The sequence below is a fragment of the Aeromonas rivipollensis genome (assembly GCF_010974825.1).
Classification (GTDB): Bacteria; Pseudomonadota; Gammaproteobacteria; order Enterobacterales; family Aeromonadaceae; genus Aeromonas; species Aeromonas rivipollensis.
Map to the genome: position 1 here is coordinate 1 of NZ_JAAILA010000021.1, position 23,546 is coordinate 23,546.

The following is a 23,546-nucleotide window of genomic DNA, read 5'->3' on the forward strand; positions in this document are numbered from 1 at the left end:
GCCTCGGCGGCAATGCGAGCGGCTTCGGCGGCTTGTGCTTCCGCAGCAACACGAGCAGCTTCGGCAGCTTGTGCCTCGGCGGTAACGCGAGCAGCTTCGGCAGCCTGCGCCTCGGCGGCAATACGGGCGGCTTCTGCGGCTTGTGCCTCGGCGGCAATGCGGGCGGCTTCCGCAGCCTGGGCCTCGGCTTCGGCGGCGATCAGCGCCTCATTGACGATGACGGGCTCGAGTTCGGAGGCGGGTTCCTCCACCACCAGCGGGCCTTCGTCAAGGGTCGCCAGGGGCGCCTCGTGCGGTACAGCAGGGGCCTCGGTCAGGGAAACATCAGCGACGGGAGCGGGGGCAGCGGTGGCCTCGGACTCGGCGACAGCCGGGGTGGCGTCAGGGGCCTGTGATTGGACGGCCTCAGCCTCTTCTTTCTTGCGGCCGAAACCCAGCCAGGAAAACAAACCTTTTGCCATCTAAAAAATACTCACTTCGTTGGCTGACTGCTAAGATAGCCGTCCCTCGGCGGGTCGGCATAAAAATGAACCGCCTTATACTACCACTTTATTTTCTGACGACGAAACGCGATGCCCAGAGTGAAATCCAGCCGTAACAGCCCGAGCAAGAGCCCAGCCCCCCAGGGGCGAGCGGGCGTGGTAAGAATCATCAGCGGCCAGTGGAAGGGCCGTAAACTGCCGGTCAGGGATGTTGACGGACTCAGACCCACCACGGATCGCGTCAAGGAGACCATCTTCAACTGGCTGGCCCCCCATGTCCGCGGTGCCCGCTGCCTCGACCTGTTTGCCGGCAGCGGCGGCCTGGGGCTGGAGGCGCTGTCGCGCTACGCCGAAAAGGTGACTCTGGTCGAGATGGACAAGGGAGCCGCCGATCAGCTCAGGAAGAACCTGGCCGCCCTCGGCAGTCAGCAGGGCGAGGTGATCCAGGCCGATGCGGTGAGCTGGCTGCAAGGCCCGGCCACCCCCTTCGATCTGGTGTTCCTGGATCCGCCGTTTCGCCGTGAACTGCTGCCCCAGGTGTGCGAGCTGCTGGAGCAGCGCGGCTGGCTGGCGCCGGATGCCCTCATCTATCTTGAACGGGAAAAGGAGATGAGCGATCTCCCCCTGCCTGGCAGCTGGCAACAACTCAAGGACAAACAAGCGGGTCAGGTCTGCTACCAGCTCTATCTGCGGGACACCAAGGATGACGCCGCGGTTTGAATTCCAGGCGGGAGGGGAAGTGAACGATTGCCACTCCCTGTCAACTTGGACAACAGCAACAACTCAAGGACAAGCAGGCCGGTCAGGTCTGCTATCAACTCTATGTACGGGAGATAAGCGATGAAGCGGGTGTTTAATCTATTGGCGATGGGCGTGCTGCTGTTCTTCTGGCTCGGCGTGGTGCTCGCCCTGCTCGGCACACTGCCTGGCAAACTGAACGGTTTTCTGCCGGTCTGCGGCGTCATAGTGATACTGATGCACTGGGTACAGGCCAGCATGATCAAGGCCGCCTGCAAGCCCTACTTTGCCATCACCCGCCTCGAGTTCACCCAGGTGCTGATCTTCGGCGTGTTCGGCATGATGGAGATCCGCGCCAAGCTGCAGGCCATCATAGACGCCAGGCAGAGGGGAGAAACCCCGCCCCGGGCTGACTGACCCGAGACCGCCAGATCGAACCTGAAGGAGTGACCTGTCACTCCTTCACTTTTTTCCCCAGGCTGATGCCGAGCTTGATGGAGAGCACGGCGAGCAGCAGCAGCATGGCGATCAGGGAGAAGAAGTTGCTGCCAAGCTCGGGGTATTGCACCTTGAGCAGCGCCGTGTGCCCGAACGCCCCGATGAAGAAGCAGAGCAGGATGCAGCTGGGGGTGTTGCCGACTATGGGCTCGTGGCGATAGTGCTGATAGAGCTGGTAGGCCGCCAGCAGCAGGGCGATCAGGGGGAAGAAGGAGAAGGGCACGACCGACTCGGTCAACACCGACAGGAAGGCATCACCGCAGATGCCGATGAGCAGGGCCAGCAACAGGGGCTTCTTCGGGATCGCGTTCGATTCATGCATGGGACTGTCCATCCTTGACTTAAGAGAGAGATTCGCGGCGCTTGCGGTTCTGGACCTCGGCGCCCATGGCGATCATCCGCAACTGGCTGATGGTGCGCTCCGACAGGGCCCGGCACTCCTCGGGGGTCATGTCGAGGGCGTCGGCACCGGCGCTGAAGACTATGGTGACCATGGCTTCGGCCTGGATGTAGGCCTCTTCCCGTGGCGCCTGCGTGGTCGCCTCCAGATAATCGGTCAGCTCGGCGATGAAGTGCTGGATCTCGCGGGCCACCGCCTGACGGAAGGCCGCAGAGGTGCCGGAGCGCTCACGGAGCAGCAGCCGGAAGATGTTCGGGTTGTTTTCGACGAATTCCATGAAGGTCTGCACCGAGGTGCTGATGACGCTGCCACCACCGGCGATGCGCTGGCGCGCCTGGCGCATCAGCTGGCGCAGGGTCAGGCCGCCCTCGTCCACCAGGGTCAGCCCCAGCTCTTCCATGTCGCGAAAATGACGGTAGAAGGAGGTCGGCGCTATGCCCGCCTCCCTGGCCACTTCCCGCAGACTGAGGTTGGAGAAGCTGCGGTTGGCACAGAGTTGACTGAACGCCGCTTCGATCAGCGTACGCCGGGTCTTTTCTTTTTGTTGCGCGCGAATACCCACGAAAACAGTCACCTTGAGATTAGCGAGGCCAGATGATAACCCGAAGGCGGGGCCTGGATCAGGTTTGTCTCCGACTTTTTTACCATTGACCCGCATTCCGGCTCAATGGAGAATAGTGGACAGCTGTTCGCTGAATGGAGCCGAGTGAAATGGACCGCCCCCCGATCATCATGACCAACACCCTGCTGTTCGCCCTCTCCGGGCTGACGGCACTGATTGCGGTACCCTGGTACGGCCTGACCCATGGCTATGACCTCTGGCAGTGGGGCTGCTTCCTGCTGCTGTTCTGCTACTGCGGCATCTCCATCACCGCCGGTTATCACCGACTCTGGTCCCACAAGGCCTACAAGGCGCACCCAGCCCTGCAATGGATCTTCGCCATCGGCGGCGCCCTCGCCCTGCAAAACTCGGCACTCCACTGGTCGTCCGATCACCGCCGTCACCACCGCCACGTGGATGACAACCAGAAGGATCCCTACAGCGCGGGCCGCGGCTTCTGGTACTCCCACATCGGCTGGATGCTGCGGGAATACCAGCGCGAGATCTACCACGACTACAGCAATGTGCGGGATCTGCAGAACAATGCCATCGTCGCCTTCCAGCACAGGCACTATCTGGCCTTGACCCTGGCCACCAACATCGGCATCCCGCTGCTGCTCGGTCTGATCCATGGAGATCTGCTCGGCATGCTGCTGCTGGCGGGGGTGCTGCGCATGGTGATGACCCACCACACCACCTTCTTCATCAACTCCCTGGCCCACATCTGGGGCAGCCAGCCCTTCACCGATCGCAACAGTGCGCGGGACAACGGCATCCTGGCCTTCTTCACCTTCGGCGAGGGGTACCACAACTTCCATCACCTGTTCGAGAACGACTACCGCAACGGCATCCACTGGTGGCAGTTCGACCCCACCAAGTGGCTGATCCGCACCGCCGCCTGGTGCGGGCTGGCCGGGGATCTCAGGTCCTGCCCGGAGGAGCGGATCGAGCAGGCCAGGCTGGAGATGCAGCTCAAACGTGCCCAGGCCAGGTTGCGCAAGGCAGAGGACAGGGAGCTGTGGCAGGCGCTGCTGCAGGAGGAGTACGACAAGCTGAGCCTGCAGATCCAGCACTACTACGCCAGCCGCAAGCTGCTGCTGGAGCAGCGCAAGCGCAAGGCGCTGGCCCGCTACGACAGGCTCAAGCTGCAGCTGGAGTATCGCAACCTGAGGGATGGCTTCCTCGTTGCCAAGCGCAACTGGAGTCGCCTGCTGGCCGGCATCGCCTGAGGCGGCTGACCGACAGACCTGATTGCCCAAGACCGCCCGCTGGCGGTCTTTTCATGGGCGTCTGGTGACCTTTCGGCATAAAAAATGGGGCGACATTCGCATGTCACCCCCTCGCAAATAGCATGTTCCATATTGGGATCCGGCAATAACGGGGCTGATGCGCGTCACGGGTTTCCGCTCCCGATCCGCACTGCCAGCCAGAACACGCCGGCCGACCCACTCCCTTGCTGCCCTCACCCACACGGCAGACCAGCCGCCGTGTTTGTCCTTGCAACCGAAATACTACGCAGTTAAATAAAATAAAAAACCGTTATATGCGGCCCTGTATGCAAGCGAGGGCGCTGCATCAGGTATCGCCTATCGACATAAAGTGATTAAAAACAATACGATAAAATCTCAATCCGGCTTTGGATGGCAAACGTTATCCTCGAAGGCGCACAAGGCTTTGCGAGATCTCGCACAAGCTGGGCTCCACTCACAGCCAGCGGCGCAGCGGCAGCCAGTCGCTCAGTCGCGCCAGCAGGCGCCGCAGCCTCGAGGGGGGCGCCACCACAGGATGGACCGCCGCCCGTTGCCAGCCGCAGAGCCAGTGCCGCAGCTCGGCACAGAGCGCCGGGCAGCTCAGGTGCAGCATCAGCTCGGTGTTGAGCATCAGGGAGCGGGGATCCAGATTGAAGCTGCCGAGCAGCGCCTCCTCCTCCCCCATCAGGATCAGCTTAGCGTGCAGGCTGCGCCCCTCATCCGACAGCTCGGCCAGCACTATGCCCTGCCGCTCCAGCCAGGGGCGGTGGCGCCGATAGGCGCCATACACCAGGGGCACGTCTGTGCTGGCCAGGGAGTTGGTCAGGATCTCGATGCCGACCCCGGTCTGGCGCAGCCGCTTGAGATGGCGGCGCAGGCTCCGGGTCAGGATCAGGTAAGGACTCACCAACCGCAGCGTCCCCTGGTTGCCAGCCAGCTTGCGTCCCAGCCGGGGCGCCGTGGTCGGCCGGGAGATGAGCCCCTTGCCGGGCCTGTCAAACCAGCACTCTCCGACCCCAGGATGCCAACGCAGGGGGAGAGGCGCGTCATCAAACAGGCTGGCGGGCAGATCGTAAACCATGGCCACCGCCGGGTCGGTCAGGGTCATCAGGAAGTCGTTCACCGCGCGGATCTCGGCGGGCAGCAGGGGGCGCCGCAACAGGCGCCGGATGGGGTGGCTCCAGCGGCTGCGCCAGAACAGCTCGAAGCCCTGCTCGGCCTGGCGGCAGAGGGGGCCGCGGCAGACCAGATCCAGATCGACGAAGTGAGGGGGCGCCCCCAGCCCGAAGTAAGGATCGCCGATGTTGCGGCCACCGATCACCGCCTCGTGGCCATCCACCAGCAGCAGCTTGTTGTGCATGCGGTGGTTGATGCGCCGGAAGCTGAGCAGGCCTTCCAGCAGCAGGGTCAGGGGGCGCCAGCCCCTGAGCCAGAACGGATTGAACAGCCGCACCTCGATGCCGGGCTCTGCCGCCACCACCTCGAGGAAGCGGTTGTCGCCGGCATAGAGATCGTCGATGAGCAGCTGGACCCGGACCCCGCGCCGCGCCGCATGGAGCAACTCGGACAGCAGCAGCTTGCCGCTGCTGTCCTCCTCCCAGCTGTAATACTGGGCCTGGATCCGGCTGCGGGCGCCGCGGATCAGCTGGCAGCGGGCCTTGAGGGCGGCGCCGGGATCGTCAAGCAGGGCAAATTCGGCGGGGATCAAGGGTCATCTCCTTGTCATGAGACGGTGGCATAACCCAGACAACAGCCCCGATTGCGGCGTGTCAAGGAGCCGATGATGGAAGTGCGCGACCCCCCCTGCCTCAGCCAGAGACCCCAGGCCAGTCAGCCTGATCCCACTCCCGCCAGGCTGCTGACCCCCTGGTACCGGCAGCACAGGGATCAGGGCTGGGAGGCCCTCCCCTTTACCCCAGAAGATGGCCTGCCCGACCGGCACTGAGCACTCAGGGCTGGACCGCCTCCATGGCCTCTGTCTTGCCCTCCACCTGAGGCAGGCTGAAGCGGTAGGCCACGTAGTATTTGTAGATGGTGCCGACGTAGTTGATGGGGCCCTGGCCGACCTCGTTGGCCACCAGCTGCTCCACGTTGCCAAACCAGACGTTCGGATCCAGCCCCCTCTCCCTGGCCTTGGCCTGCAGCGCCTGCACCCGGTTAGGGCCCGCGTTGTAGGCCGCCAGGGCGAACAGGTGACGGTTGAGCCTGTCCATCCCGGGATCGTTGAAGTAGGTATCGAGAATGAGCCGCATGTAACGGCAGGCCGCCTCCACACTGCCTTCCAGGCTGGTGAGCCTGGCGCCGCGGATCCCCACCTCGCCCCCGGTGCTCGGCAGCAGTTGCATGATGCCGACAGCCCCGCGGTTGGAGCGGACATTGGGATTGAGCCCCGACTCCTTGTAAGCCAGCGCCGCCAGCATCAGCCAGTCGAGCTCATATTTGTCGGCCTGGGTTTCCAGCACCTTGCGGATGGTCGACAACCGCCCCAGGGGATCCGGCGCCAGTATGTTGCTCATCTTGTCACTCTGGGCCAGCAGGCGACGCAGGGTCATGTCGCTGTAGAGGGTGCGTTTGCTCGACTCCGAGATATAGGCGTTCACCGCCTTGAGCAGCTCGGGGCTATTGTTGCGCAGTGCCCAGGCGCTGCGCCCCTTGTCCCGCAGCGGGATCAGCTTGTGGGCCTTGAGGCCCCCTATCATGTCGAGCCAGATCCGCCCCTTGAAACTGTCGGTGACGGTCAGCGGTATGATGCCGGCCGCCACCATCTCCAGCAGATCCCCGTCCTGCAGGTACTCAGGCACTGTCTCTATGTAGACGGGGGGTAACCCCAGCTCGCGGAACAGCCAGTTGAGCTGATGCAGGCTCTCGTAATAGCTGGAGCTGGCCCGCACCCAGATCCGCCGACCGGAGAGCTGAGTGATGCGGTTGAAACCCGTCAGCTCCCGCTGGCTCACCACCCACTCCTCGATGGGCGAGATGAGCGGCTGGGAGAAGGTAACCTGCTCGCGCCGGGTCGGCGTCACCGTCAGGTTGGCCGCCACCAGATCCCCCCGCCCCTCGGTGAGGTAGTCCAGCAGCTTGTCCTGACGCACCGGGATATAGATGATCTTGAGCTTGAGCTTCTCCTTGGGGAGATAGGTCTGGTTCAGCCAGCGCTCGAAGCCTTGCAGTTGATTGACCAGGATGCCGTACTGGGCCCCCTTGTCGAAGAAGAAGAAGCCCCGTTCATAGACCACCAGTGCCCTGAGCTCCTTCTTTTGCAGTATGTGTTCGAGATCCCCGGGTTGGGGCAGGAGCTTGGGCTTGACGTCCGCGGCGCGCGAAGGGGCATCACCAGGCTGGGAACCGAGATCCGCCGCCAGCAGAGGGAGAGAACAGAGGACCAGCAGGGCCCAAATCCATCGCATCATGAGGTAGCCACCTTCTGTTGGTCGACTCGCGCCTTGAGGTTCTCGGCAGGACAAGGCCCGACACGCGGGACTCATGACGGGGTGCCATCATGGCACCTTCCTGCAGCGGAACGATTGGTGCCGGACTGAAACCGGATCGTCCGTGGGATAACTCACTATACAACGCAAAGAGAGGGAAAAGGCGAGGGGCAAAGCAATACGGCAGGCAAGCCTGCCGTCTCATCGGGGGGCTCAGATAGAGCGGGCACGCATCTCGAAAATCAGCTTCTCGGCGGTGCAGGTGAATTGCAGGCGGGCCTTCAGGATCACGCCGTCGGCGCCCTGGGTCAGTTCGCTGTCGATCACGGCTTCGGCGGTCACCTGCTTGGCCAGCGCCTCATAGGCCGCCAGCTTGGCGCGGGCGTCGGCTTCTGCCGCGGCCTCGATCACCAGCTCCATCACATCGTCGCCTTCACCTATGATGGTGCCGATCTCGGCGAAACAGCCGCAGCTGTCGCAGGTTTCATTCAATTCCACTTTTTCGTCTACAGACATACTTCCACTCCTACTCATTTCGGATGTACTTCATCGTCACGCAAGGCTTTACGAAAATCCCTGATGGCGGTGCCCAGATCCTCACCGGCGCCGGCCAGGCGTTTGCTGCCAAACACCACGACGACCACCACCAGCAGGATCAACAGATGCCAGATATGAATTCCACCAAGTCCCATAGGGCGACTCCTGACAGATAGATACCCGTTGTTTGTATCAAAAGAAGGCGCAACGATTGTTGGGCAAAATCAAGGCAGGCGCAAGTTGGCAGGAAAATCGTCAAAAAACATAAAAAGATACGGCGACCTTTGGCCGCCGTATGAGTCGGTGCTACTTGTCCCCTCAACCGCTACATCCTGTACCAGTCGCCATGAAGGCGAGAGACAGGTCGAGCATAGGGTCGCCAAGATATGAAAACAAATGGTATAAATTCATCTAAGAATTGAAGAGGATTCATATCATGTTGCTGGAACAGCTCGGGCGCATAGATCTTAATTTGTTGATTATCCTGCAAGTCTTGCTGGAAGAGCGCAATGGCAGCCGGGCCGCCCGCCGCCTGCATCTGAGTCAGTCCGCCGTCAGCAAGGCCCTGGGTCGCCTGCGGGAGACCTTCGACGATCCCCTGTTCGTCCGCTCCGCCTACGGGCTGGATCCCACCCCGCGCGCCCTCGATCTGCAGTTGCAGTTGCAACCCATACTGCTGTCGCTGGACAACCTGATCCAGCCCCCCGCCTTCGATCCCGCCAGCACAGAGCGGGAGTTCGTCATCGCCAGCATGGACAGCGCCTTCACCCTGTTCGCGCCGCTCTACCTGAGCGAGCTCAAGCGCCAGGCACCGGGGATCCGGCTGCGTTACGAGGAGTGGACAGAGCACAGCCTGACCGAGATGAGCCAGGGTCAGGTGGACATCGCCTTCACGGTGCGGGAGAACTGCATCAACTCGGATTTCAGGCTGGATACCCTGCCCAACGCCATCTGCCAGCGACTGCTCGCCATCGATGACCTCACCTGCCTGGTGCAGCGGGATCACCCGGCCCTGCGCGAACCCGAGTGGGATCTTACCCGCTACCTGGCCCATCCCCATGTGCAGACCTATTGCGAGGGGCGGGATCGCTGGATGCTGGATCACAAGCTGGCGGAGCAGGATCTCTACCGCCGGATCGAGGCGACTGTGCCCTCCTTCGAGGCTGCGCTGCGCATGGGCATGCACTCGGACATGATAGTGACCCTGTCACGGCTCTATGCCCGCCACGCGACCCAGGTCTATCCGCTGGTGCCGCTGCCGCTGCCCATCGCCCTGGACAGCATCTCCCACCTGCTCATCTGGCATCAGCGCCACGAGGAGGATCCGGGGCACCGCTGGCTGCGGGAGACACTGCTCACCCTCATCATGGGCAAGCTGGAGGCCCCGGCCGGAGACCCGTCCCGCCCGGACGAGGCGCTGGCCGTCATGGACGCACAATAAGAAAGGGGCTGCCTGGCAGCCCCTTTCTTTTTACCCCTTGCCCGTCACCGCCAGATAGTGGTGCACACCATCCAGCAGCATCTGCACCGAGATCATCACCAGCAGCATGCCCATCAGCCGCTCCACGGCGGTGAGTCCTCGCTCACCCAGCAGCTTGTTGAACAGCTCGTAGAACATCAGGATCACGGCGCTGGCACCCCAGGCCATCAGCAGGGCCAGGGACCAGTCCGCCATCCGGGTCGGCTCCTGGTTCGCCAGCAGCAGCAGGGAGGCCAGTATGGAGGGGCCCGCTATCATGGGGATGGCCATGGGCACCAGGAAGGGCTCCTCCCCCGCCGCCAGCCCGGTCACGCCCCCCGGACTCGGGAAGATCATCTTGATGGCGATGAGGAACAATATGATGCCCCCGGCGATGCTGACCGCCTCCTGGCGCAGGTTCAGGAAGCTCAGGATCTGCTGACCGGCAAACAGGAAGCCCAGCATGATGCCTAAGGAGAACAGCAGCTCGCGCATCATCACCTTGCGCCGCCGCTTGGGATCGACATGGCGCAGTATGGAGAGGAAGACCGGCAGGTTGCCCAGCGGATCCATGATCAGAAACAACATGACGGCAGCGGAGAAAGTATCCATACAGGTTCCCGGGCGTTGCCCAGGCCAAGCCTTTAACAGAGGGGGGAGAGGGCGAAATATAACAAAGGAGGCGGGGTTCGGCGAGCGCCTCGGTGCGCTCGCCGCGGGATCAGCCGTGGTTGCAGATCTTGTCGGCCCGGGTCTGGAAGCCCTGCTCTGACTCGATGAACTTGCCGCGTTTGGCCAGCAGGCTGATCAGCGCCTCTGCATCCATCTCGCTCGCGCTGCAGGTATGGAAGCGGGCATCGGCGCCAAAGCGCGCCTCAATCGCCTCCCTGAGGCTGGCCCGGGTAAAATGGCCCCCCTCTTCCAGCATCATCTCCATCACTTCGTGACCGTGTATCGACTGGGACATCTCAAACCTCTTTAATCATCATGTCAGATGTCCATTAGAGCCTGAACCCCGGCCCCCGATCTTGATATAAGCCAACAAAACGCCTTTTTTAGCTCCCCCGGGCTGGCCGCGAGCGTCGCTTTGTCGATAATGTGGCAACCTGATCGGGGGATGGCTACACTAGCGCCCCCTTTGCCATCGCAGACAGAAAATAAGGACATTGGCGTCATGCTGTTCCATGGATTGGTCTTCAAGCCCTGGCGGATCTGGACCCGCCGCCCGCTCTGGTTGAAGACACTGCTCGGCATGCTGACCGGGATCGGGCTAGGGCTCTGCTTCAGCGAGCAGGCAATGCTGCTCAAGCCCATCGGCGTCCTGTTCGTCAACACCATACAGATGCTGATGGTGCCCCTCATCTTCTGCTCCGTCATCGCCGGCCTCACCGCCCTGCTCAAGGGCAAGACCCTGGACAGGATCGGCAGCAAGGCCATAGGTCTCTACCTCTGCTCCACCGCCGTCGCCATCTGCATCGGCCTGGTGATGGGCTGGCTGCTGGAACCCGGCATGGGCGCCAACATGGGGCCCTACGAACGGACCGGCGTGATGGTGCAGCCGACCCTGGCCAGCGTGCTGAGCCATCTGGTGCCCCACAACCCGGTACAGGCCATGGTGGATGGCAAGATACTGCAGGTGATCGTCTTTGCGGTGGCCCTCGCCCTGGCCCTCAATGCCAGTGGCCGGCGCGGTCGCCCTGCCATTCTGTTCTTCACCTCCCTGGCGGAGGGGATGTTCAAGCTGACCCAGATGGTGATGGCGCTGGCCCCCTATGGCGTCTGCGCCCTGATGGCCTGGATGACGGGCAAATACGGGGTGAGCCTGCTGCTGCCCCTGCTCAAGGTGATAGGCGCCGTCTACCTCGGCTGCCTGCTGCACGTGCTCGGGGTCTACAGCAGCCTGCTGATCCTGCTGGCCCGCCTCAATCCGCTGCACTACTTCAAGAGCATCGTCGACGCCCAGGCGGTGGCCTTCACCAGCAGCTCAAGCAGCAGCACCCTGCCCATCAGCCTGGCCTGCGCCGAGCGCCGGCTGGGGGTCTCCCCCGCCATCACCGCCAAGGTGCTGCCGATTGGCGCCACCATCAACATGGATGGCACCGCCCTCTATCAGGGGGTGACGGCGCTGTTCGTGGCCCAGGCATTCGGGGTGGATCTGCACGTGGTGGATTACCTGACCATCATCAGCATCGCCACCCTGGCCAGCATAGGCACGGCCGGCACGCCGGGCACCGGGCTCATGCTGCTGACCCTGACGCTGACCGCGGTGGGATTGCCGCTGGAAGGGGTGGCGCTGATCGCCGGGATAGACAGGATCCTCGACATGGCCCGTACCACTGTCAACGTCTCCGGCGACATCCTGGTGTCGGTGCTGATCGCCCGCAGCGAGAAGGAGCTGGATCTGGCGATCTATCACGATGCCAGCGCGGGGGAGGACATCGACTTCACCCTGCGCTGAGGGTGACGGGAGGGAAAGATCTCAGTGATCCTGGGGATCGTGATGGCAGCGCCAGCAGATATCGAAGTTGGCGCCGTTCTCCTCCCCGCACTGACCGCACAGCCAGCCATTGCCCTGGCGCTGCTGGTAGCGCTCTATGATCCTGCCTGCCCGCCGGCGATCCTGCTCGCACACCATCAGGGTGACCTGCAGCAGATCCACGGGCAACTCCCCCAGCGCCCCCGAGAGCCCCTCCCCGCTGAGCCGCACCCGCACCCCTTCGACTTCCAGCGCCCCTTTCAAGGCATGCGCCTCCAGCGAGTGGGAGGCCCGATACAAGTTAATCCACTGCTCCATATATCCTCTCCTCGCAACCCCTAGTCGATGCACCGGCGACACCGGCCCCGGACCATCACACTTCCTCCGCATGACCCCTTGCCGCTCACAGCAGGTTGTCGATGCCGTAAGTCGGGCCATTGGCCACCAGAAAATCGATAAACACCCTCAACTTGCGCGGCATCAGCCGACGCTCGGGAAACAGCAGATAGATGGGCACCTTGGGCTGCTGCCAGTCCGGCAGCAAAGCCACCAGAGAGCCGTCGGCCAGCTCATCATGGCACAACATGGCGGGCAGGGAGGCAAGCCCCAGCCCGGCCTTCGCCGCCTCTCTGGCACAGGTGATGTTGTTGACCTGGAAACGGGACGGCGGATCCACCAGCACTTCCCGGCCATCCAGTTCAAAACACCAGTGGGAGGCGAGAAAACCGCTGCTGACCGCGACCCTTTCATGGCGCACCAGATCCTCGGGTCGGGTGATCGCCGGGCTGCGGGCCAGGTACGCCGGGCTGGCGCACAGCAGCCGCTCCGTGCTCCACAGACGCCGTGCCGCCAGGTTGGAGTCGCTCATGTCGCCGATCCGCACTATGGCATCCAGCCCCTCGCTGATGGGGTCCACTATGCGGTTGGTCAGCTCCAGATCCACCCGCAGCCCCGGATAGGCTTGCAGAAAGTGAGCCACCAGGCGACCCACCACCAGCTGCCCCGTCTCGATGGGGACCGCCAGCTTGAGGGTGCCAGTCACCTCCTGCTGGCTGGCACTCAGCATCAGCTCGGCCTGGGCCAGCTCCTCCACCGCCTTGCTGCAGCGCAGGTAATACTGCTCTCCGGCCTCGGTCAGGGTGAGCTGGCGGGTGGAGCGATAGAGCAGCCGCACGCCGAGGTGCTGCTCCAGTTCGGCGATGCGGCGGCTCACCGTCGCCTTGGTCATGCCCAGCTCCTGGGCGGCGGCGGTAAAGGAGCCCTTGTCGACGATGCGCACCAGAATCAAGGCTGCGTTCAAGTCCATTGTCTCACCAGTGAAACGGTATATCTCATGAATGGATACTAATCGAAACAGTCTGCCGATGTTAGCCTGCCCGCCACAGTTCAGGAAAAGCAAAAATCATGAGTCAACACAAGAAGATCCCCCTGCTGGCAGCCCTGCTGCTGGCCCTGTTCGGCATGCTGTTTGCCGCCTACTGGTATCTGCACGGCCGCCATTTCGAGAGCACCGACAACGCCTATCTGCAGAGCGAGGTGACCGGCATCGGCTCCAAGCTGCCCGGCTATATCAGCGAGGTGCTGGTGACCGACAACCAGGAGGTCAAGGCCGGCCAGCTCATCGCCAGACTGGACGACAGGGAGTACAGAACCCGGGTGCTCGAGGCCGAGGCCGATCTGCACCTCAATCAGGCGACCGCGGAGAACCTGGCCGCCACCCGAACCCAGCAGCTGAGCCTCATTCGCCAAGCCGAGGCAAGGGTCACCTCGGCCAATGCCGAGCAGGTGCGGGCCCAGCAGCAGGTGCGCCGGGTCAGCCAGCTCAATCAGCGCAACTACAGCTCCCAGGACAGTCTGGACGAGGTGCGCGCCGGTCTGCAGGTCAATCAGGCCCAGGAGCAGGAGGCCAGAGCCGCCCTGCAGGCCGCTCGCGAGCGCCTGCTGGTGCTGGACGCCGAAGCCAAGCAGAACCAGGCCAGGCTGGCACTGAGTGAAGCCCAGCTCGAGCAGGCAAGGCTGGAGCTCGGCTACACAGAGCTGCGGGCCCCGGCGGACGGCATCATAGGCAAGCGCAGCCTGCGGGAAGGACTCTATGTGCAGTCCGGCATGCAGGTGGCCAGTCTGGTACCGCTGCAACAGGTGTGGGTCGAGGCGAACTTCAAGGAGACCCAGCTGCAGCACATGCAACCGGGTCAGCGCGTGGAGGTGATCCTGGATGCCTATCCGGATCAGCCGGTCGAGGGGATCATCGACAGCCTGGCCCCCGCCACCGGCGCCAAGTTCGCCCTGCTGCCGCCGGAGAACGCCACCGGCAACTTCACCAAGATAGTGCAGCGGGTGCCGGTCAAGATCCGCATCCCCGAGCCGGGCGCACTGGCAGGCAAGTTGCGTCCTGGTCTCTCCAGCGAGGTGATTGTCGATACCCGCACCCCTGATCCCATGGTCGCCGCCAACTGATGGAACCCATTCCACGTCGCAACTGGATCGCGGTCATGGGGGGCCTCATCGGCGCCTTCATGGCCATACTCGACATCCAGATCACCAACGCCTCCCTGAAGGACATTCAGGGGGCCCTCTCGGCCACCCTGAGCGAGAGCTCCTGGATCTCCACCTCCTATCTGGTGGCGGAGATGATCGCCATCCCCCTGAGCGGCTGGCTGAGCCGGGGGCTGAGCGTGCGCCGCTACCTGCTGTGGACCACGGGGGCCTTCATCGTCGCCTCCGTGCTCTGCTCGTTCAGCTGGAACCTCACCAGCATGATCGTCTTCCGGGCATTGCAGGGCTTCACCGGCGGGGCCCTGATCCCCATGGCCTTCTCCCTCATCGTCAGCCTGCTGCCGCTGCACAAGCGGGCCACCGGCATGGCGCTGTTCGGCCTCTGTGCCACCTTCGCCCCCGCCATAGGTCCGACCCTCGGGGGCTGGCTGACGGAGCAGCTCTCCTGGCACTACATCTTCTACCTGAACGTGCCTCCCGGCCTGCTGGTGATGGCCATGCTGGCCCACGGTCTGGACAGGAAGCCGGTGGACTGGGAGGTGATAAAACGGGTGGATCTGGTCGGCATCCTCACCATGGCGGTGGGGCTGGGTCTGCTGGAGGTGGTGCTGGAGGAGGGCAACAGAGAGGACTGGTTCGGCTCCAGCTTCATAGTGCGGCTCACCGTCATCTCTGTGGTGGCCCTGGTGTTCTTCGTCATCAGCCAGCTGCTGCGCCGCCATCCCCTGGTCAATCTGCGGCTGCTGCACAGCCCGCGCTTCGCCCTGGCCTGCTTCGCCTACCTGGTGCTCGGCATGGCGCTGATGGGGTCCATCTATGTGTTGCCGCTCTACATGGCGCAGATCCACAACTACAACGCCCTGGAGATAGGCGAGGTGCTGATGTGGATGGGCCTGCCCCAGCTGCTGGTGCTGCCCCTGGTGCCCAGGCTGGTCACCCGGATAGATCCGCGCTACCTGGTGAGCTTCGGCTTCCTGGTGTTTGCCATCAGCTGTTTCATGAACGTCAACATGAGCGCCGACTACGCCGGCCCCCAGCTGATCCAGTCGCTGATAGTGCGGGCCCTGGGCCAGCCCTTCATCATGGTGCCGCTCTCCCTGGTGGCGACCGCCAGCCTGACCCCGGAGGAGATCCCCTCCTCCTCCACCCTGCTCAACGTGCTGCGCAACCTGGGTGGGGCCTTCGGCATCGCCATCATAGCCACCCTGATCGACAACGACACCCGCATCCATGCCAGCCAGATAGGCAGTACCCTGGCCGCCACCAGCATAGAGGGGCAAAGCTACCTGCTGCAGCTGGCCCAGACCATGATGGCCCAGGGCTCGGATCCCGCGCTGGCCCAGCAGCAGGCCAGGGCCATGCTGTCCAATACCATCAACCGGGAGGCCGCCATCATGGCCTACAACCAGGTGTTCTACGTGATGGGTATCTTCCTGCTCATCGCCAGCGCCCTGATGCTGCTGCTCAGGCAACCGGCCCCCAGGGCCGCGGACGCCGAGCCGCTGGAGGCGTGACAGCGGAATGAAAAAACGGGCCCCATGGCCCGTTTTTTTGTGTGGGTGTGCGTGCCCCCGTTCGCCCTCTGCACAGGGCCCTGAGGCTCTTATCCCGCCAGAGAGGCGGCGATCAGGAACTGGGCGGCGAAGTAGCTGCTCATGATCCAGGCCGTGGCATGGGGGAAGGGGCGGCGGAAGCGATCTAGCGCCAGCATGCTGTCGGAGAAGAGGAACATCAGCGCCCCCACCAGGGCTGCAGCAGAACCTGCGGTGAGAGAGGCGTGCCAGGCGCCGGCGGCGACCCAGGCCATGGCGATGATCACCAGCATGTAGCAGAACACAGGGATCTTCATCTCGCCGAGCCGGCCCCACAGCAGGCCGAACACCATGCCGGCCACCAGCAACAGCAGCAGGCCATCCACCAGCTTGAGCACCAGGGGGCCCTGGGCGAAACCGACTATGTAGCAGAGGTGCGCGACAAAAAATGCCGCCAATCCCTGGATGAAGCGATCCCGTGGCAGCATCAGCAGCACGTCCCCGGCCAGCGACAGGCAGAGGCCGAGCAGGATCCAGGCGTGGGAACCGTTGTGGTCATCGCTCTGGTAGCCAAAGGCCAGGGCGATGATGAACAGCATGGTCAGCGGTTTGCTGATGTAGAACTGACGGGAGTCTGAGCCATAAGCCGCGCGGATGTGCCACCAGCCAGATGCGATGATCAAGAAACTCAATAACATGCCCTGCTCCTCACCGATTGCTCGCGGTCACACGGCAACCTCTTTAGTGCCCGCAAGAGTAGCAAATTCCCCCGCCCAGTGGCAGGGGTGTGAAGCAGATGGCACCCTACACCTAAAGTCTAATTGCCCCCTGCTCGCGGCTCGGGCATAAGAGACAGCTCTGGAAGATCACCATGGAAGACGCAATGACCAACTACCTGCCTGCCATCGACATCATGATGTGCCACCTGGGGATCAGCTTCGAACAAGCGTGCGAACAGCTTGGTCTGAGCCCTCAGGAACAACAGACCCTGGATCAGCTGCAAAAGCAGAAGCAGACCCAGTCAAACTAGCCTGCCCGGTATTGAAAACGGCGCCATCGAGGCGCCGTTTTTATTGGTGGTGTCTATGAGCGGGTGGCCCGTCGCCGTTGCAGCCAGACCACGGCCCCGAACAGCAGGAAGCCCGGGATCCACATCAGCTCCTTGTGCCAGCGCTCGGTCGGCGCCTTGACGGAGAGGATCTCCTGGTCAAACTCCATACCGGCCGCCGCCGCCGGACTGCCGAAGGTGACGTTGTCGATCAGGGTCTTGCCGTCCTGCTCGTACAGGGCCAGCCCCAGGCTGGCCAATCGCTCTTCGCCATCGGCACCGGCCGGTACCGCCAGCAGCACTGTGGATTGACGCAGCTTGCCCACCGCATCCTCCCCCTGGATCCGCAGTCGCAGCGTGCTCTCCGCTTCCACCTCGCCCAGGGTCTGGGCCAGCTGGGCGGGAGGAGTCTCACGATAGGGATCGTGCACCATGTCCATCCAGAAACCGGGACGGAACAGGGTGAAGGCCACCAGCAACAGCAGCACATTCTCGTACCAGCGGCTCTTCACCAGGAACCAGCCCTGGGTGGCGGCGGCGAAGATCAGCATGGCGACCGTGGCCACCACGAAGATCAGCACGCCGTGGGCGAAGTCCACATTGATCAGCAGCAGATCCGTGTTGAAGATGAACAGGAAGGGCAGCGCCGCGGTGCGCAGGCTGTAGTAGAAGGCGGTGATCCCGGTCTTGATGGGATCCCCCTTGGAGACGGCGGCCGCCGCGAACGAGGCCAGTCCCACCGGCGGGGTCACGTCCGCCATGATGCCGAAATAGAAGACGAACAGGTGCACGGCGATGAGCGGCACTATGAGGCCGTTCTGCTGCCCCAGCGTCACCACCACTGGGGCCAGCAGGCTGGAGACCACTATGTAGTTGGCTGTGGTGGGCAGCCCCATGCCGAGGATCAGACTCAGCAGGGCGGTGAGGAGCAGCATCAGCAGCAGGTTGCCCATGGAGAGCATCTCCACCAGATCCGCCAGCACCAGGCCGACCCCGGTCTGGGAGACGGCACCGACTATGATGCCGGCGGTGGCGGTGGCGATACCGATGCCGATCATGTTGCGGGCACCGGCTACCAGGCCCTCCTTCAAGTCCACCAGACCGTCGCGGGCCGAGCCGTAGTCATGCTTGCCGTCGGTACGCAGCCAGTTGAGCAGCGGCCGCTGGGTCAGCAGGATGATCACCAGCATGACGGTGCCCCAGAAGGCCGACAGCCCGGGCGAGAGGCGCTCCACCATCAGGCACCACACCAGCACCACCACGGGCAGCAGGAAGTGCAGGCCGGAGAGCAGCACGGCGCGGGTGTTCGGCAGCTCGGTGAGGGGCTGATCCGGATCCTCGGCGGGCAGCGGCGCATTGCTGGCCGCTATCTTCAGCAGCCCCAGATAGACGGCTACCAGCAACAGGGAGATCCCCGGCAGGGCGTAGTCCCCCAGCGCCGGCTTGAGCCAGCCCAGACCATAGTAGACCGCCATCGACAGGCCGCTGATGAGGGTGGCACCAAAGGCGAAGCCGGTCAGACGGCGCAGCCAGGGTTTGGGTTGATGGCCGCCGATGGGCTGCATGCCGAGCTTGAGCGCTTCCAGGTGGACTATGTAGAGCAGCGCTATGTAGGAGATGGCCGCCGGCAGGAAGGCGTGCTTGATGATCTCCACGTAGGGAATGCCCACGTACTCCACCATCAGGAAGGCCGCCGCCCCCATCACGGGGGGCATGATCTGGCCGTTGACCGAGGAGGCCACCTCGACCGCCCCCGCCTTCTCCTTGGAGAAGCCGACCCGCTTCATCATGGGGATGGTGAAGGTGCCCGTGGTTACCACGTTGGCGATGGAGGAACCGGAGATGACCCCGGTCAGGGCCGAGGCCACCACGGCCGCCTTGGCCGGGCCGCCGCGCAGGTGGCCGAGCAGGCTGAAGGCGAGCTGGATGAAGTAGTGACCGGCACCGGCCCGCTCCAGCAGGGCGCCGAACAGCACGAACAGGAACACGAAGCTGGTGGAGACCCCGAGGGCGATGCCGAACACCCCCTCAGTGGTGATCCACTGGTGGTTCGCCAGGGCGGTGAAACTCACCCCGCGGTGGGCCAGCAGCCCCGGCATCCAGGGGCCGGCCAGGCTGTAGGCGAGAAACACCAGGGCAATCACCGCCAGGGCCGGGCCCAGGGCGCGGCGGGTCGCCTCCAGCAGCAGCGGTATGCCGATGCAGGCGGTGACCAGATCGGCGGTGGTGAGGTTGCCGGGGCGCTGGGCCAGGGCCTCATACATGACGAACAGATAGGCGGCGGCACCGGCGGCGATCAGGCCGAGGGCGATATCGCCGAGCGGCACCCTGTCTCGGGGGGAGCGCCGGAAGGCCGGGAACACCAGATAGGCCAGCAGCAGGGCGAAGGTGAGGTGAATGGCGCGGGTTTCGGTGTCATTGAGGACGCCAAATCCCAGCATAAAGGGCAGCGGCGAGGCGATCCAGAGCTGGAACAGGGACCAGGCCAGCGCCAGCCCGGTGATCAGCCAGCCCATGAGGCCGAGCGGTAGCCGGGCGCCCACGTCCTGGGCGATCAGTTCCTCGGTAGAGAGTTGTTTTTCTTGCATAGGGTTAACTTTTGCCTGCGAGTACAACGACACGACACCCGCTGCCGGTGTGGCGGGCGGGTGTCGAAGAGAACGATGGAAGGCCGGCAGGCCTTCAATCAGAGCCAGCCACGCTCTTTGTAGTAACGTGCGGCGCCTTCATGCAGGGGCGCAGAGAGACCCACCTTGATCATGTCGGCCTCTTTCAGATCGGCGAAGGCCGGGTGCAGACGCTTGAAGCGATCCAGGTTGTCGAACACAGATTTCACCAGCTGGTAGACCACTTCAGGATCGGCCTTGGCACTGGTGGAGAGCACCGCCTTGCCACCGATGGACGGGGTCGGCTGATCGCTGCCCTTGTAGATGCCGCCCGGGATCTCCGCCTTGGTGTAGTAGCTCTTCTCGGCCAGCAGCTTGTCGATGTCGGCGCCGGTCACCGGCACCAGCACGGCGTCCGTGGTGGTGGAAGCTTCCTGGATGGCACCGTTCGGGTGGCCGACGAAGTAGCTCATGGCGTCTATGTTGTTGTCACCCAGGGCCGAGGCCTGCTCCGCCGGTTTCAGCTCGGAGACCAGGCCGAAGTCGCCCTTCTTCCAGCCCTTGACCGCCATGATCTCTTCCATGGTGTCGCGCTGGCCGGAGCCCGGGTTGCCGATGTTGACGCGCTTGCCCTTCAGGTCGTCGAAGCTGGCGATCTTGGCGTCGCGGCGGGCGAGAATGGTGAACACCTCGCTCTGCAGGGAGAAGACGGCGCGCATGTCATCCATGGCCCCCTCGGCCTGGAAGGGGGGCAGCCCCTTCATCGCCTTGTACTGGTGGTCGGACTGCATGATGCCGAAGTTGAACTCACCGCTGCGGATGCCGTTGACGTTGGCCACGCCACCGCCACTGGCCGGCGCGTTGCACTTGATCTGGTGATCGGCGGCGCCGCGATTGAGGAAACGACAGATGGACTGGCCCGCCACGTAGTAGACGCCGGTCTGACCGCCGGTGCCTATGGTCACGAAGCGCTCCTGCGCTTGCACCGGACCACCGAAAGTAGCACCGACCAGAGCCGCCGACAGGGCGCACGCCAAGGATAATCCTTTCATGTTCTTCATCCTTTTCATTGATTTATCTCACCCGATTCCCGGGTGAATATGAGACGGACCCACATCAAGACTGGGTCTGCCTATACAGCCTCGTACGAGGAAATGGCCGAGCGGCGAACGCCCTTCCAGAAGCCACCATCATCCTGCGGTGAGATAATCAGCGTCATGCCGACTGAGGGTGATTCGACCACAAAATAGCCGGATCAAAAGTTGTAACCCCTTGATTAGGCACAGAGTGCCAACATAAATCAAACAAAATGGCAAAACGGTGGATTTAAATAGCGAGAAATTTGAACTGGATCATCAATTCATCGGTCGTGGATTAATTGGTTTTGTGTGCGCAGGCAGCGGGGAAATGGAGGGGGTGGATTCCTTTGTAGCCCTTTACTGGCAAGGGCTGCCATCTGGCTGAGGGCGGCCCGAGACAGGGTCAGGATAGGGAGCAAGACACAGGCCGGCGGGTTGCCCTCGCCGGCCTGATCTCATCTGCGAATCGGCACCATCCCTGGCGCCCGGATCGCGGTTCAGCAACAAGCGGTTAACCCAGCCTCATGCCTTCGGCCTGGCCAGCTCCAGGATAAAGGCAAACTCCAGAGCTATGCCCTCGTAGGCCTTGCAACAGCCCGACTTGCCTGTGGCCGGTCACAACGGCTCATCCACCGCCTTATGCCTTCGGTTTGGCCAGCTCCAGGATAAAGGCGAACTCCAGGGCTATGCCCTCGTAGGCCTTGCAACAGCCCGACTTGCCTGTGGCCGGTCACAACGGCTCATCCACCGCCTTATGCCTTCGGCTTGGCCAGCTCCAGGATAAAGGCGAATTCCAGAGCGATGTCCTCGTAGGCCTTGAAACGCCCCGACTTGCCGCCGTGACCGGCATCCATGTCGGTGCTGAGCAGCAGCTGGTTGTCGTCCGTCTTCAGCTCCCGCAGCTTGGCGACCCACTTGGCGGGCTCCCAATACTGCACCTGAGAATCGTGCAGACCCGTGGTGACCAGCAGGTTGGGGTAGGCTTGCGCCTTGACCTGATCGTAGGGGCTGTAGCTCTTCATGTAGTCGTAGTAGCGCTTCTGGTTCGGGTTGCCCCACTCGTCGTACTCCCCCGTGGTGAGGGGGATGGACTCGTCCAGCATGGTGGTGACCACGTCCACGAAGGGCACCTGGGCGACCACGCCGCGATAGAGCTCTGGCGCCTGGTTGATGATGGCCCCCATCAGCAGGCCGCCGGCGCTGCCTCCCATGGCGTAGACCTGGTCCCTGGCGCCATAGCCCTGGGCCACCAGCGCCTCGGTCACGTCGATGAAGTCGTGGAAGGTATTCTGTTTTTTCAGCAGCTTGCCGTCTTCATACCAGGGGCGCCCCAGCTCTTCGCCGCCCCGGACATGGGCGATGGCGTAGACAAAACCCCTGTCCAGCAGGCTCAGGCGCGAGCTGCTGAAGTCGGGATCCATGCTGGCGCCGTAGGAGCCGTAGCCATAGACCAGCAGGGGGTTCTTGCCCTCCTTCTTGAACAGATCCTTGCGATAGACCAGGGAGACAGGCACCGCCACCCCGTCGCGGGCGGTCACCCAGACCCGCTCGCTGGCATACTTGTCGGCCTTGAAACCCGCCACCGGCTGCTGCTTGAGCAGGGTGCGCTTGCCGCTGTCCAGGTTCAGCTCATAGGTGGAGGACGGCGTGGTCATGGAGGAGTAGCCGTAGCGCAGGGCGCTGGTCTCCGGCTCCGGGTTGTAGGCGAGCCAGGTGACATAGGCCGGATCGTCGAAGGCGATCTCTTTCTGTTCGCCGCTCTGCCAGTTGATCTGGCGCAGCCGGGTCAGCCCCTTGCTGCGCTCCTCCAGCACCAGCCAGTCCCTGAACAGGGCATAGCTCTCCAGCAGCACGTCCGGATTGGGGGTTATCACCGCCTTCCAGCGATCCACCGGGCTCTCCCTGGTCTCGTAGAGGCCGAAGTTCTTGCCGTCCTTGTTGGAGCGCACATAGAAGCGGCCGCGGTAGTGATCCAGGCTGTATTCGTGATCCACCTGACGGGGCAGGAACAGGCGCGGCGCCTGGACCGGCGTGTTGGCGTCGATGAGGCGCGCCTCGCTGGTGGTGGTGCTGGAGAGGGCGATGACGATGAAGTCTTCCGAGGTGGTGGCATAGAGGCTGACGTAGAAGCTGTCATCCTTCTCCTCGTAGACCAGCTGGTCCTTGGCGGGGTCGCTGCCCAGCTCGTGGCGATAGACCTGATAGGGCAGCAGTGTCTTGGGGTGCTTGCGCACATAGAACACCGTCTTGCTGTCGTTGGCCCACACCAGGTTGCCCGAGGTGTTTTCCAACTTGTCGGCGGCCCAGGTGCCGCTCTCCAGATCGAGGAACTGGATCTGGTACTGACGGCGGGAGAGGAAGTCTTCCGCCACCGCCAGCCAGCGGTTGTTGCGGCTCACCTCCAGGGCCCCCAGCGAATAGAATTCGTGGCCTTCGGCGCGCTGGTTGCTGTCCAGCATCAGGCTGGCGTCCTTCTCCCCCACCTTGGTGCGGGAGTAGATGGCGTACTCCTTGCCCGGTTCATAGCGGGTCTGGTAGCGGTAGCCGTTCTTCACATAGGGCACCGACTCGTCCTGCTGGGGGATGCGGGCCACCATCTCCTTGTAGAGCTGGTCGCGCAGCGGCTGGACTGGCTTGAGCATGGCCTCGGTGTAGGCGTTTTCGGCCTTGAGATAATCCAGCACCTCGGGCTTCTGCCGCTCGTCGTCACGCAGCCAGTAGTAGTTGTCGATCCGGACGTCCCCGTGCTTTTTCAGGGTATGGGGGTGCTTGGGGGCCACAGGAGGCAGGATGGGAGTTTCGCTTGTCGGCATGACGGGCTCTTCATTGGCATGGGTACAGGGCACTGCGACCAGACAAGCCAGCAGCAGCAACCCTCGGGGAAAGATGAACATGTCGCATCCTTTGCGCTGTAAC

The 23,546-nt window shown here is 63.2% G+C and carries 23 protein-coding genes and 1 pseudogene; 9 read left to right on the forward strand and 15 right to left on the reverse strand.

Annotation, left to right across the window (positions count from 1 at the left end; translation table 11 throughout):
- Window positions 1-461: pseudogene (locus tag G4923_RS13340) on the reverse strand (signal recognition particle-docking protein FtsY); the annotation flags it as partial.
- Between the two features lie 111 nt (window positions 462-572).
- On the opposite strand from G4923_RS13340, the gene rsmD reads away from it, so the two are divergent.
- The gene (rsmD, locus tag G4923_RS13345; protein WP_111910782.1) at window positions 573-1,202 is read left to right on the forward strand and encodes a 16S rRNA (guanine(966)-N(2))-methyltransferase RsmD; all 630 of its coding nucleotides are present in this window, start codon (window positions 573-575) and stop codon (window positions 1,200-1,202) included.
- 120 nt (window positions 1,203-1,322) lie between these two features.
- The gene (locus G4923_RS13350; RefSeq protein WP_025325417.1) at window positions 1,323-1,637 is read left to right on the forward strand and encodes a DUF1145 domain-containing protein; all 315 of its coding nucleotides are present in this window, start codon (window positions 1,323-1,325) and stop codon (window positions 1,635-1,637) included.
- A gap of 37 nt (window positions 1,638-1,674) precedes the next feature.
- Here G4923_RS13350 and G4923_RS13355 read toward each other — a convergent pair whose 3' ends face one another.
- Window positions 1,675-2,040: a YijD family membrane protein gene (locus G4923_RS13355; RefSeq protein ID WP_111910783.1), complete on the reverse strand. Its 366-nt coding sequence runs from the start codon at window positions 2,038-2,040 to the stop codon at window positions 1,675-1,677.
- 19 nt (window positions 2,041-2,059) lie between these two features.
- A complete protein-coding gene (gene fabR, locus G4923_RS13360) occupies window positions 2,060-2,680 on the reverse strand; it encodes an HTH-type transcriptional repressor FabR (RefSeq protein ID WP_025325415.1) in 621 nt (206 codons plus the stop codon).
- 149 nt (window positions 2,681-2,829) lie between these two features.
- Between fabR and G4923_RS13365 the strand changes: the two genes are divergently transcribed.
- Window positions 2,830-3,948, forward strand: coding sequence for a fatty acid desaturase (locus tag G4923_RS13365; RefSeq protein WP_111910784.1), 1,119 nt, complete (start codon window positions 2,830-2,832; stop codon window positions 3,946-3,948).
- Between the two features lie 475 nt (window positions 3,949-4,423).
- Here the strand turns inward: G4923_RS13365 and G4923_RS13370 are convergent, their stop codons facing one another.
- A complete protein-coding gene (locus G4923_RS13370; RefSeq protein ID WP_163137359.1) occupies window positions 4,424-5,677 on the reverse strand; it encodes a phospholipase D family protein in 1,254 nt (417 codons plus the stop codon).
- Between the two features lie 75 nt (window positions 5,678-5,752).
- On the opposite strand from G4923_RS13370, the gene G4923_RS13375 reads away from it, so the two are divergent.
- Complete coding sequence (locus G4923_RS13375; protein WP_163137360.1) at window positions 5,753-5,914, forward strand: hypothetical protein; 162 nt, start codon at window positions 5,753-5,755, stop codon at window positions 5,912-5,914.
- A 4-nt stretch (window positions 5,915-5,918) separates the two neighbouring features.
- On the opposite strand, the gene G4923_RS13380 is transcribed toward G4923_RS13375, so the two are convergent.
- From G4923_RS13380 to tatA, 3 genes are all read right to left on the reverse strand, one after another.
- Complete coding sequence (locus G4923_RS13380; protein ID WP_163137361.1) at window positions 5,919-7,379, reverse strand: MltF family protein; 1,461 nt, start codon at window positions 7,377-7,379, stop codon at window positions 5,919-5,921.
- Window positions 7,380-7,610: 231 nt separating this feature from the next.
- On the reverse strand, window positions 7,611-7,913 hold the full coding sequence (locus G4923_RS13385; protein ID WP_042650556.1) for a YfcZ/YiiS family protein: 303 nt from the start codon (window positions 7,911-7,913) through the stop codon (window positions 7,611-7,613).
- A gap of 14 nt (window positions 7,914-7,927) precedes the next feature.
- Entirely contained in the window at window positions 7,928-8,089 is a 162-nt protein-coding gene (gene tatA / locus G4923_RS13390) for a twin-arginine translocase TatA/TatE family subunit (protein WP_005323446.1), read from the reverse strand.
- A 281-nt stretch (window positions 8,090-8,370) separates the two neighbouring features.
- Between tatA and G4923_RS13395 the strand changes: the two genes are divergently transcribed.
- Entirely contained in the window at window positions 8,371-9,375 is a 1,005-nt protein-coding gene (locus tag G4923_RS13395) for a LysR substrate-binding domain-containing protein (protein ID WP_163137362.1), read from the forward strand.
- Between the two features lie 30 nt (window positions 9,376-9,405).
- Here the strand turns inward: G4923_RS13395 and G4923_RS13400 are convergent, their stop codons facing one another.
- Together G4923_RS13400 and G4923_RS13405 are read right to left on the reverse strand one after the other, a co-directional pair.
- Window positions 9,406-10,005, reverse strand: coding sequence for a YhgN family NAAT transporter (locus tag G4923_RS13400; protein ID WP_005323457.1), 600 nt, complete (start codon window positions 10,003-10,005; stop codon window positions 9,406-9,408).
- Between the two features lie 109 nt (window positions 10,006-10,114).
- Window positions 10,115-10,360, reverse strand: a complete 246-nt coding sequence (locus G4923_RS13405) for a YecH family metal-binding protein (RefSeq protein ID WP_025325408.1) — start codon at window positions 10,358-10,360, stop codon at window positions 10,115-10,117.
- Between the two features lie 207 nt (window positions 10,361-10,567).
- Here G4923_RS13405 and G4923_RS13410 point away from each other — a divergent pair, with 207 nt between their 5' ends.
- Complete coding sequence (locus tag G4923_RS13410) at window positions 10,568-11,851, forward strand: dicarboxylate/amino acid:cation symporter (RefSeq protein ID WP_162520185.1); 1,284 nt, start codon at window positions 10,568-10,570, stop codon at window positions 11,849-11,851.
- A 21-nt stretch (window positions 11,852-11,872) separates the two neighbouring features.
- Here G4923_RS13410 and G4923_RS13415 read toward each other — a convergent pair whose 3' ends face one another.
- Window positions 11,873-12,187 (reverse strand): putative signal transducing protein, encoded by a 315-nt coding sequence (locus G4923_RS13415; protein ID WP_025325406.1) that lies wholly within the window; start codon window positions 12,185-12,187, stop codon window positions 11,873-11,875.
- An 85-nt stretch (window positions 12,188-12,272) separates the two neighbouring features.
- Window positions 12,273-13,175, reverse strand: coding sequence for a LysR family transcriptional regulator (locus tag G4923_RS13420; protein WP_163137363.1), 903 nt, complete (start codon window positions 13,173-13,175; stop codon window positions 12,273-12,275).
- Window positions 13,176-13,273: 98 nt separating this feature from the next.
- Between G4923_RS13420 and G4923_RS13425 the strand changes: the two genes are divergently transcribed.
- Window positions 13,274-14,326, forward strand: a complete 1,053-nt coding sequence (locus tag G4923_RS13425; RefSeq protein WP_163137364.1) for an HlyD family secretion protein — start codon at window positions 13,274-13,276, stop codon at window positions 14,324-14,326.
- Window positions 14,326-15,879 (forward strand): DHA2 family efflux MFS transporter permease subunit, encoded by a 1,554-nt coding sequence (locus G4923_RS13430; RefSeq protein ID WP_106885222.1) that lies wholly within the window; start codon window positions 14,326-14,328, stop codon window positions 15,877-15,879. The genes G4923_RS13425 and G4923_RS13430 overlap by 1 nt, the downstream gene beginning before the upstream one ends.
- Before the next feature lie 89 nt (window positions 15,880-15,968).
- Here G4923_RS13430 and G4923_RS13435 read toward each other — a convergent pair whose 3' ends face one another.
- A complete protein-coding gene (locus tag G4923_RS13435) occupies window positions 15,969-16,595 on the reverse strand; it encodes a lysoplasmalogenase (protein WP_139745806.1) in 627 nt (208 codons plus the stop codon).
- Between the two features lie 173 nt (window positions 16,596-16,768).
- Between G4923_RS13435 and G4923_RS13440 the strand changes: the two genes are divergently transcribed.
- Window positions 16,769-16,927 carry a hypothetical protein gene (locus G4923_RS13440; protein WP_005332188.1) on the forward strand — a complete coding sequence of 53 codons (159 nt, stop codon included), beginning with the start codon at window positions 16,769-16,771 and terminating at the stop codon, window positions 16,925-16,927.
- A gap of 53 nt (window positions 16,928-16,980) precedes the next feature.
- On the opposite strand, the gene G4923_RS13445 is transcribed toward G4923_RS13440, so the two are convergent.
- The 3 genes from G4923_RS13445 to G4923_RS13455 form a co-directional block, all read right to left on the reverse strand.
- Window positions 16,981-19,533 carry a TRAP transporter permease gene (locus G4923_RS13445; protein WP_163137365.1) on the reverse strand — a complete coding sequence of 851 codons (2,553 nt, stop codon included), beginning with the start codon at window positions 19,531-19,533 and terminating at the stop codon, window positions 16,981-16,983.
- Between the two features lie 98 nt (window positions 19,534-19,631).
- The gene (locus tag G4923_RS13450) at window positions 19,632-20,603 is read right to left on the reverse strand and encodes a TAXI family TRAP transporter solute-binding subunit (RefSeq protein ID WP_106887813.1); all 972 of its coding nucleotides are present in this window, start codon (window positions 20,601-20,603) and stop codon (window positions 19,632-19,634) included.
- Window positions 20,604-21,382: 779 nt separating this feature from the next.
- Window positions 21,383-23,524 carry a S9 family peptidase gene (locus G4923_RS13455; RefSeq protein WP_163137366.1) on the reverse strand — a complete coding sequence of 714 codons (2,142 nt, stop codon included), beginning with the start codon at window positions 23,522-23,524 and terminating at the stop codon, window positions 21,383-21,385.
- Window positions 23,525-23,546 lie beyond the last annotated feature (22 nt).

What these genes read in the sequence shown, in the direction of transcription:
- rsmD (WP_111910782.1), top strand. Translation starts at nt 573, where the DNA reads ATGCCCAGAGTGAAATCCAGCCGTAACAGCCCGAGCAAGAGCCCAGCC.
- G4923_RS13350 (WP_025325417.1), top strand. Translation starts at nt 1,323, where the DNA reads ATGAAGCGGGTGTTTAATCTATTGGCGATGGGCGTGCTGCTGTTCTTC.
- G4923_RS13355 (WP_111910783.1), bottom strand. Translation starts at nt 2,040, where the DNA reads ATGCATGAATCGAACGCGATCCCGAAGAAGCCCCTGTTGCTGGCCCTG.
- G4923_RS13365 (WP_111910784.1), top strand. Translation starts at nt 2,830, where the DNA reads ATGGACCGCCCCCCGATCATCATGACCAACACCCTGCTGTTCGCCCTC.
- G4923_RS13375 (WP_163137360.1), top strand. Translation starts at nt 5,753, where the DNA reads ATGGAAGTGCGCGACCCCCCCTGCCTCAGCCAGAGACCCCAGGCCAGT.
- G4923_RS13380 (WP_163137361.1), bottom strand. Translation starts at nt 7,379, where the DNA reads ATGATGCGATGGATTTGGGCCCTGCTGGTCCTCTGTTCTCTCCCTCTG.
- G4923_RS13385 (WP_042650556.1), bottom strand. Translation starts at nt 7,913, where the DNA reads ATGTCTGTAGACGAAAAAGTGGAATTGAATGAAACCTGCGACAGCTGC.
- tatA (WP_005323446.1), bottom strand. Translation starts at nt 8,089, where the DNA reads ATGGGACTTGGTGGAATTCATATCTGGCATCTGTTGATCCTGCTGGTG.
- G4923_RS13395 (WP_163137362.1), top strand. Translation starts at nt 8,371, where the DNA reads ATGTTGCTGGAACAGCTCGGGCGCATAGATCTTAATTTGTTGATTATC.
- G4923_RS13400 (WP_005323457.1), bottom strand. Translation starts at nt 10,005, where the DNA reads ATGGATACTTTCTCCGCTGCCGTCATGTTGTTTCTGATCATGGATCCG.
- G4923_RS13405 (WP_025325408.1), bottom strand. Translation starts at nt 10,360, where the DNA reads ATGTCCCAGTCGATACACGGTCACGAAGTGATGGAGATGATGCTGGAA.
- G4923_RS13410 (WP_162520185.1), top strand. Translation starts at nt 10,568, where the DNA reads ATGCTGTTCCATGGATTGGTCTTCAAGCCCTGGCGGATCTGGACCCGC.
- G4923_RS13415 (WP_025325406.1), bottom strand. Translation starts at nt 12,187, where the DNA reads ATGGAGCAGTGGATTAACTTGTATCGGGCCTCCCACTCGCTGGAGGCG.
- G4923_RS13420 (WP_163137363.1), bottom strand. Translation starts at nt 13,175, where the DNA reads ATGGACTTGAACGCAGCCTTGATTCTGGTGCGCATCGTCGACAAGGGC.
- G4923_RS13425 (WP_163137364.1), top strand. Translation starts at nt 13,274, where the DNA reads ATGAGTCAACACAAGAAGATCCCCCTGCTGGCAGCCCTGCTGCTGGCC.
- G4923_RS13430 (WP_106885222.1), top strand. Translation starts at nt 14,326, where the DNA reads ATGGAACCCATTCCACGTCGCAACTGGATCGCGGTCATGGGGGGCCTC.
- G4923_RS13435 (WP_139745806.1), bottom strand. Translation starts at nt 16,595, where the DNA reads ATGTTATTGAGTTTCTTGATCATCGCATCTGGCTGGTGGCACATCCGC.
- G4923_RS13440 (WP_005332188.1), top strand. Translation starts at nt 16,769, where the DNA reads ATGGAAGACGCAATGACCAACTACCTGCCTGCCATCGACATCATGATG.
- G4923_RS13445 (WP_163137365.1), bottom strand. Translation starts at nt 19,533, where the DNA reads ATGCAAGAAAAACAACTCTCTACCGAGGAACTGATCGCCCAGGACGTG.
- G4923_RS13450 (WP_106887813.1), bottom strand. Translation starts at nt 20,603, where the DNA reads ATGAAAGGATTATCCTTGGCGTGCGCCCTGTCGGCGGCTCTGGTCGGT.
- G4923_RS13455 (WP_163137366.1), bottom strand. Translation starts at nt 23,524, where the DNA reads ATGTTCATCTTTCCCCGAGGGTTGCTGCTGCTGGCTTGTCTGGTCGCA.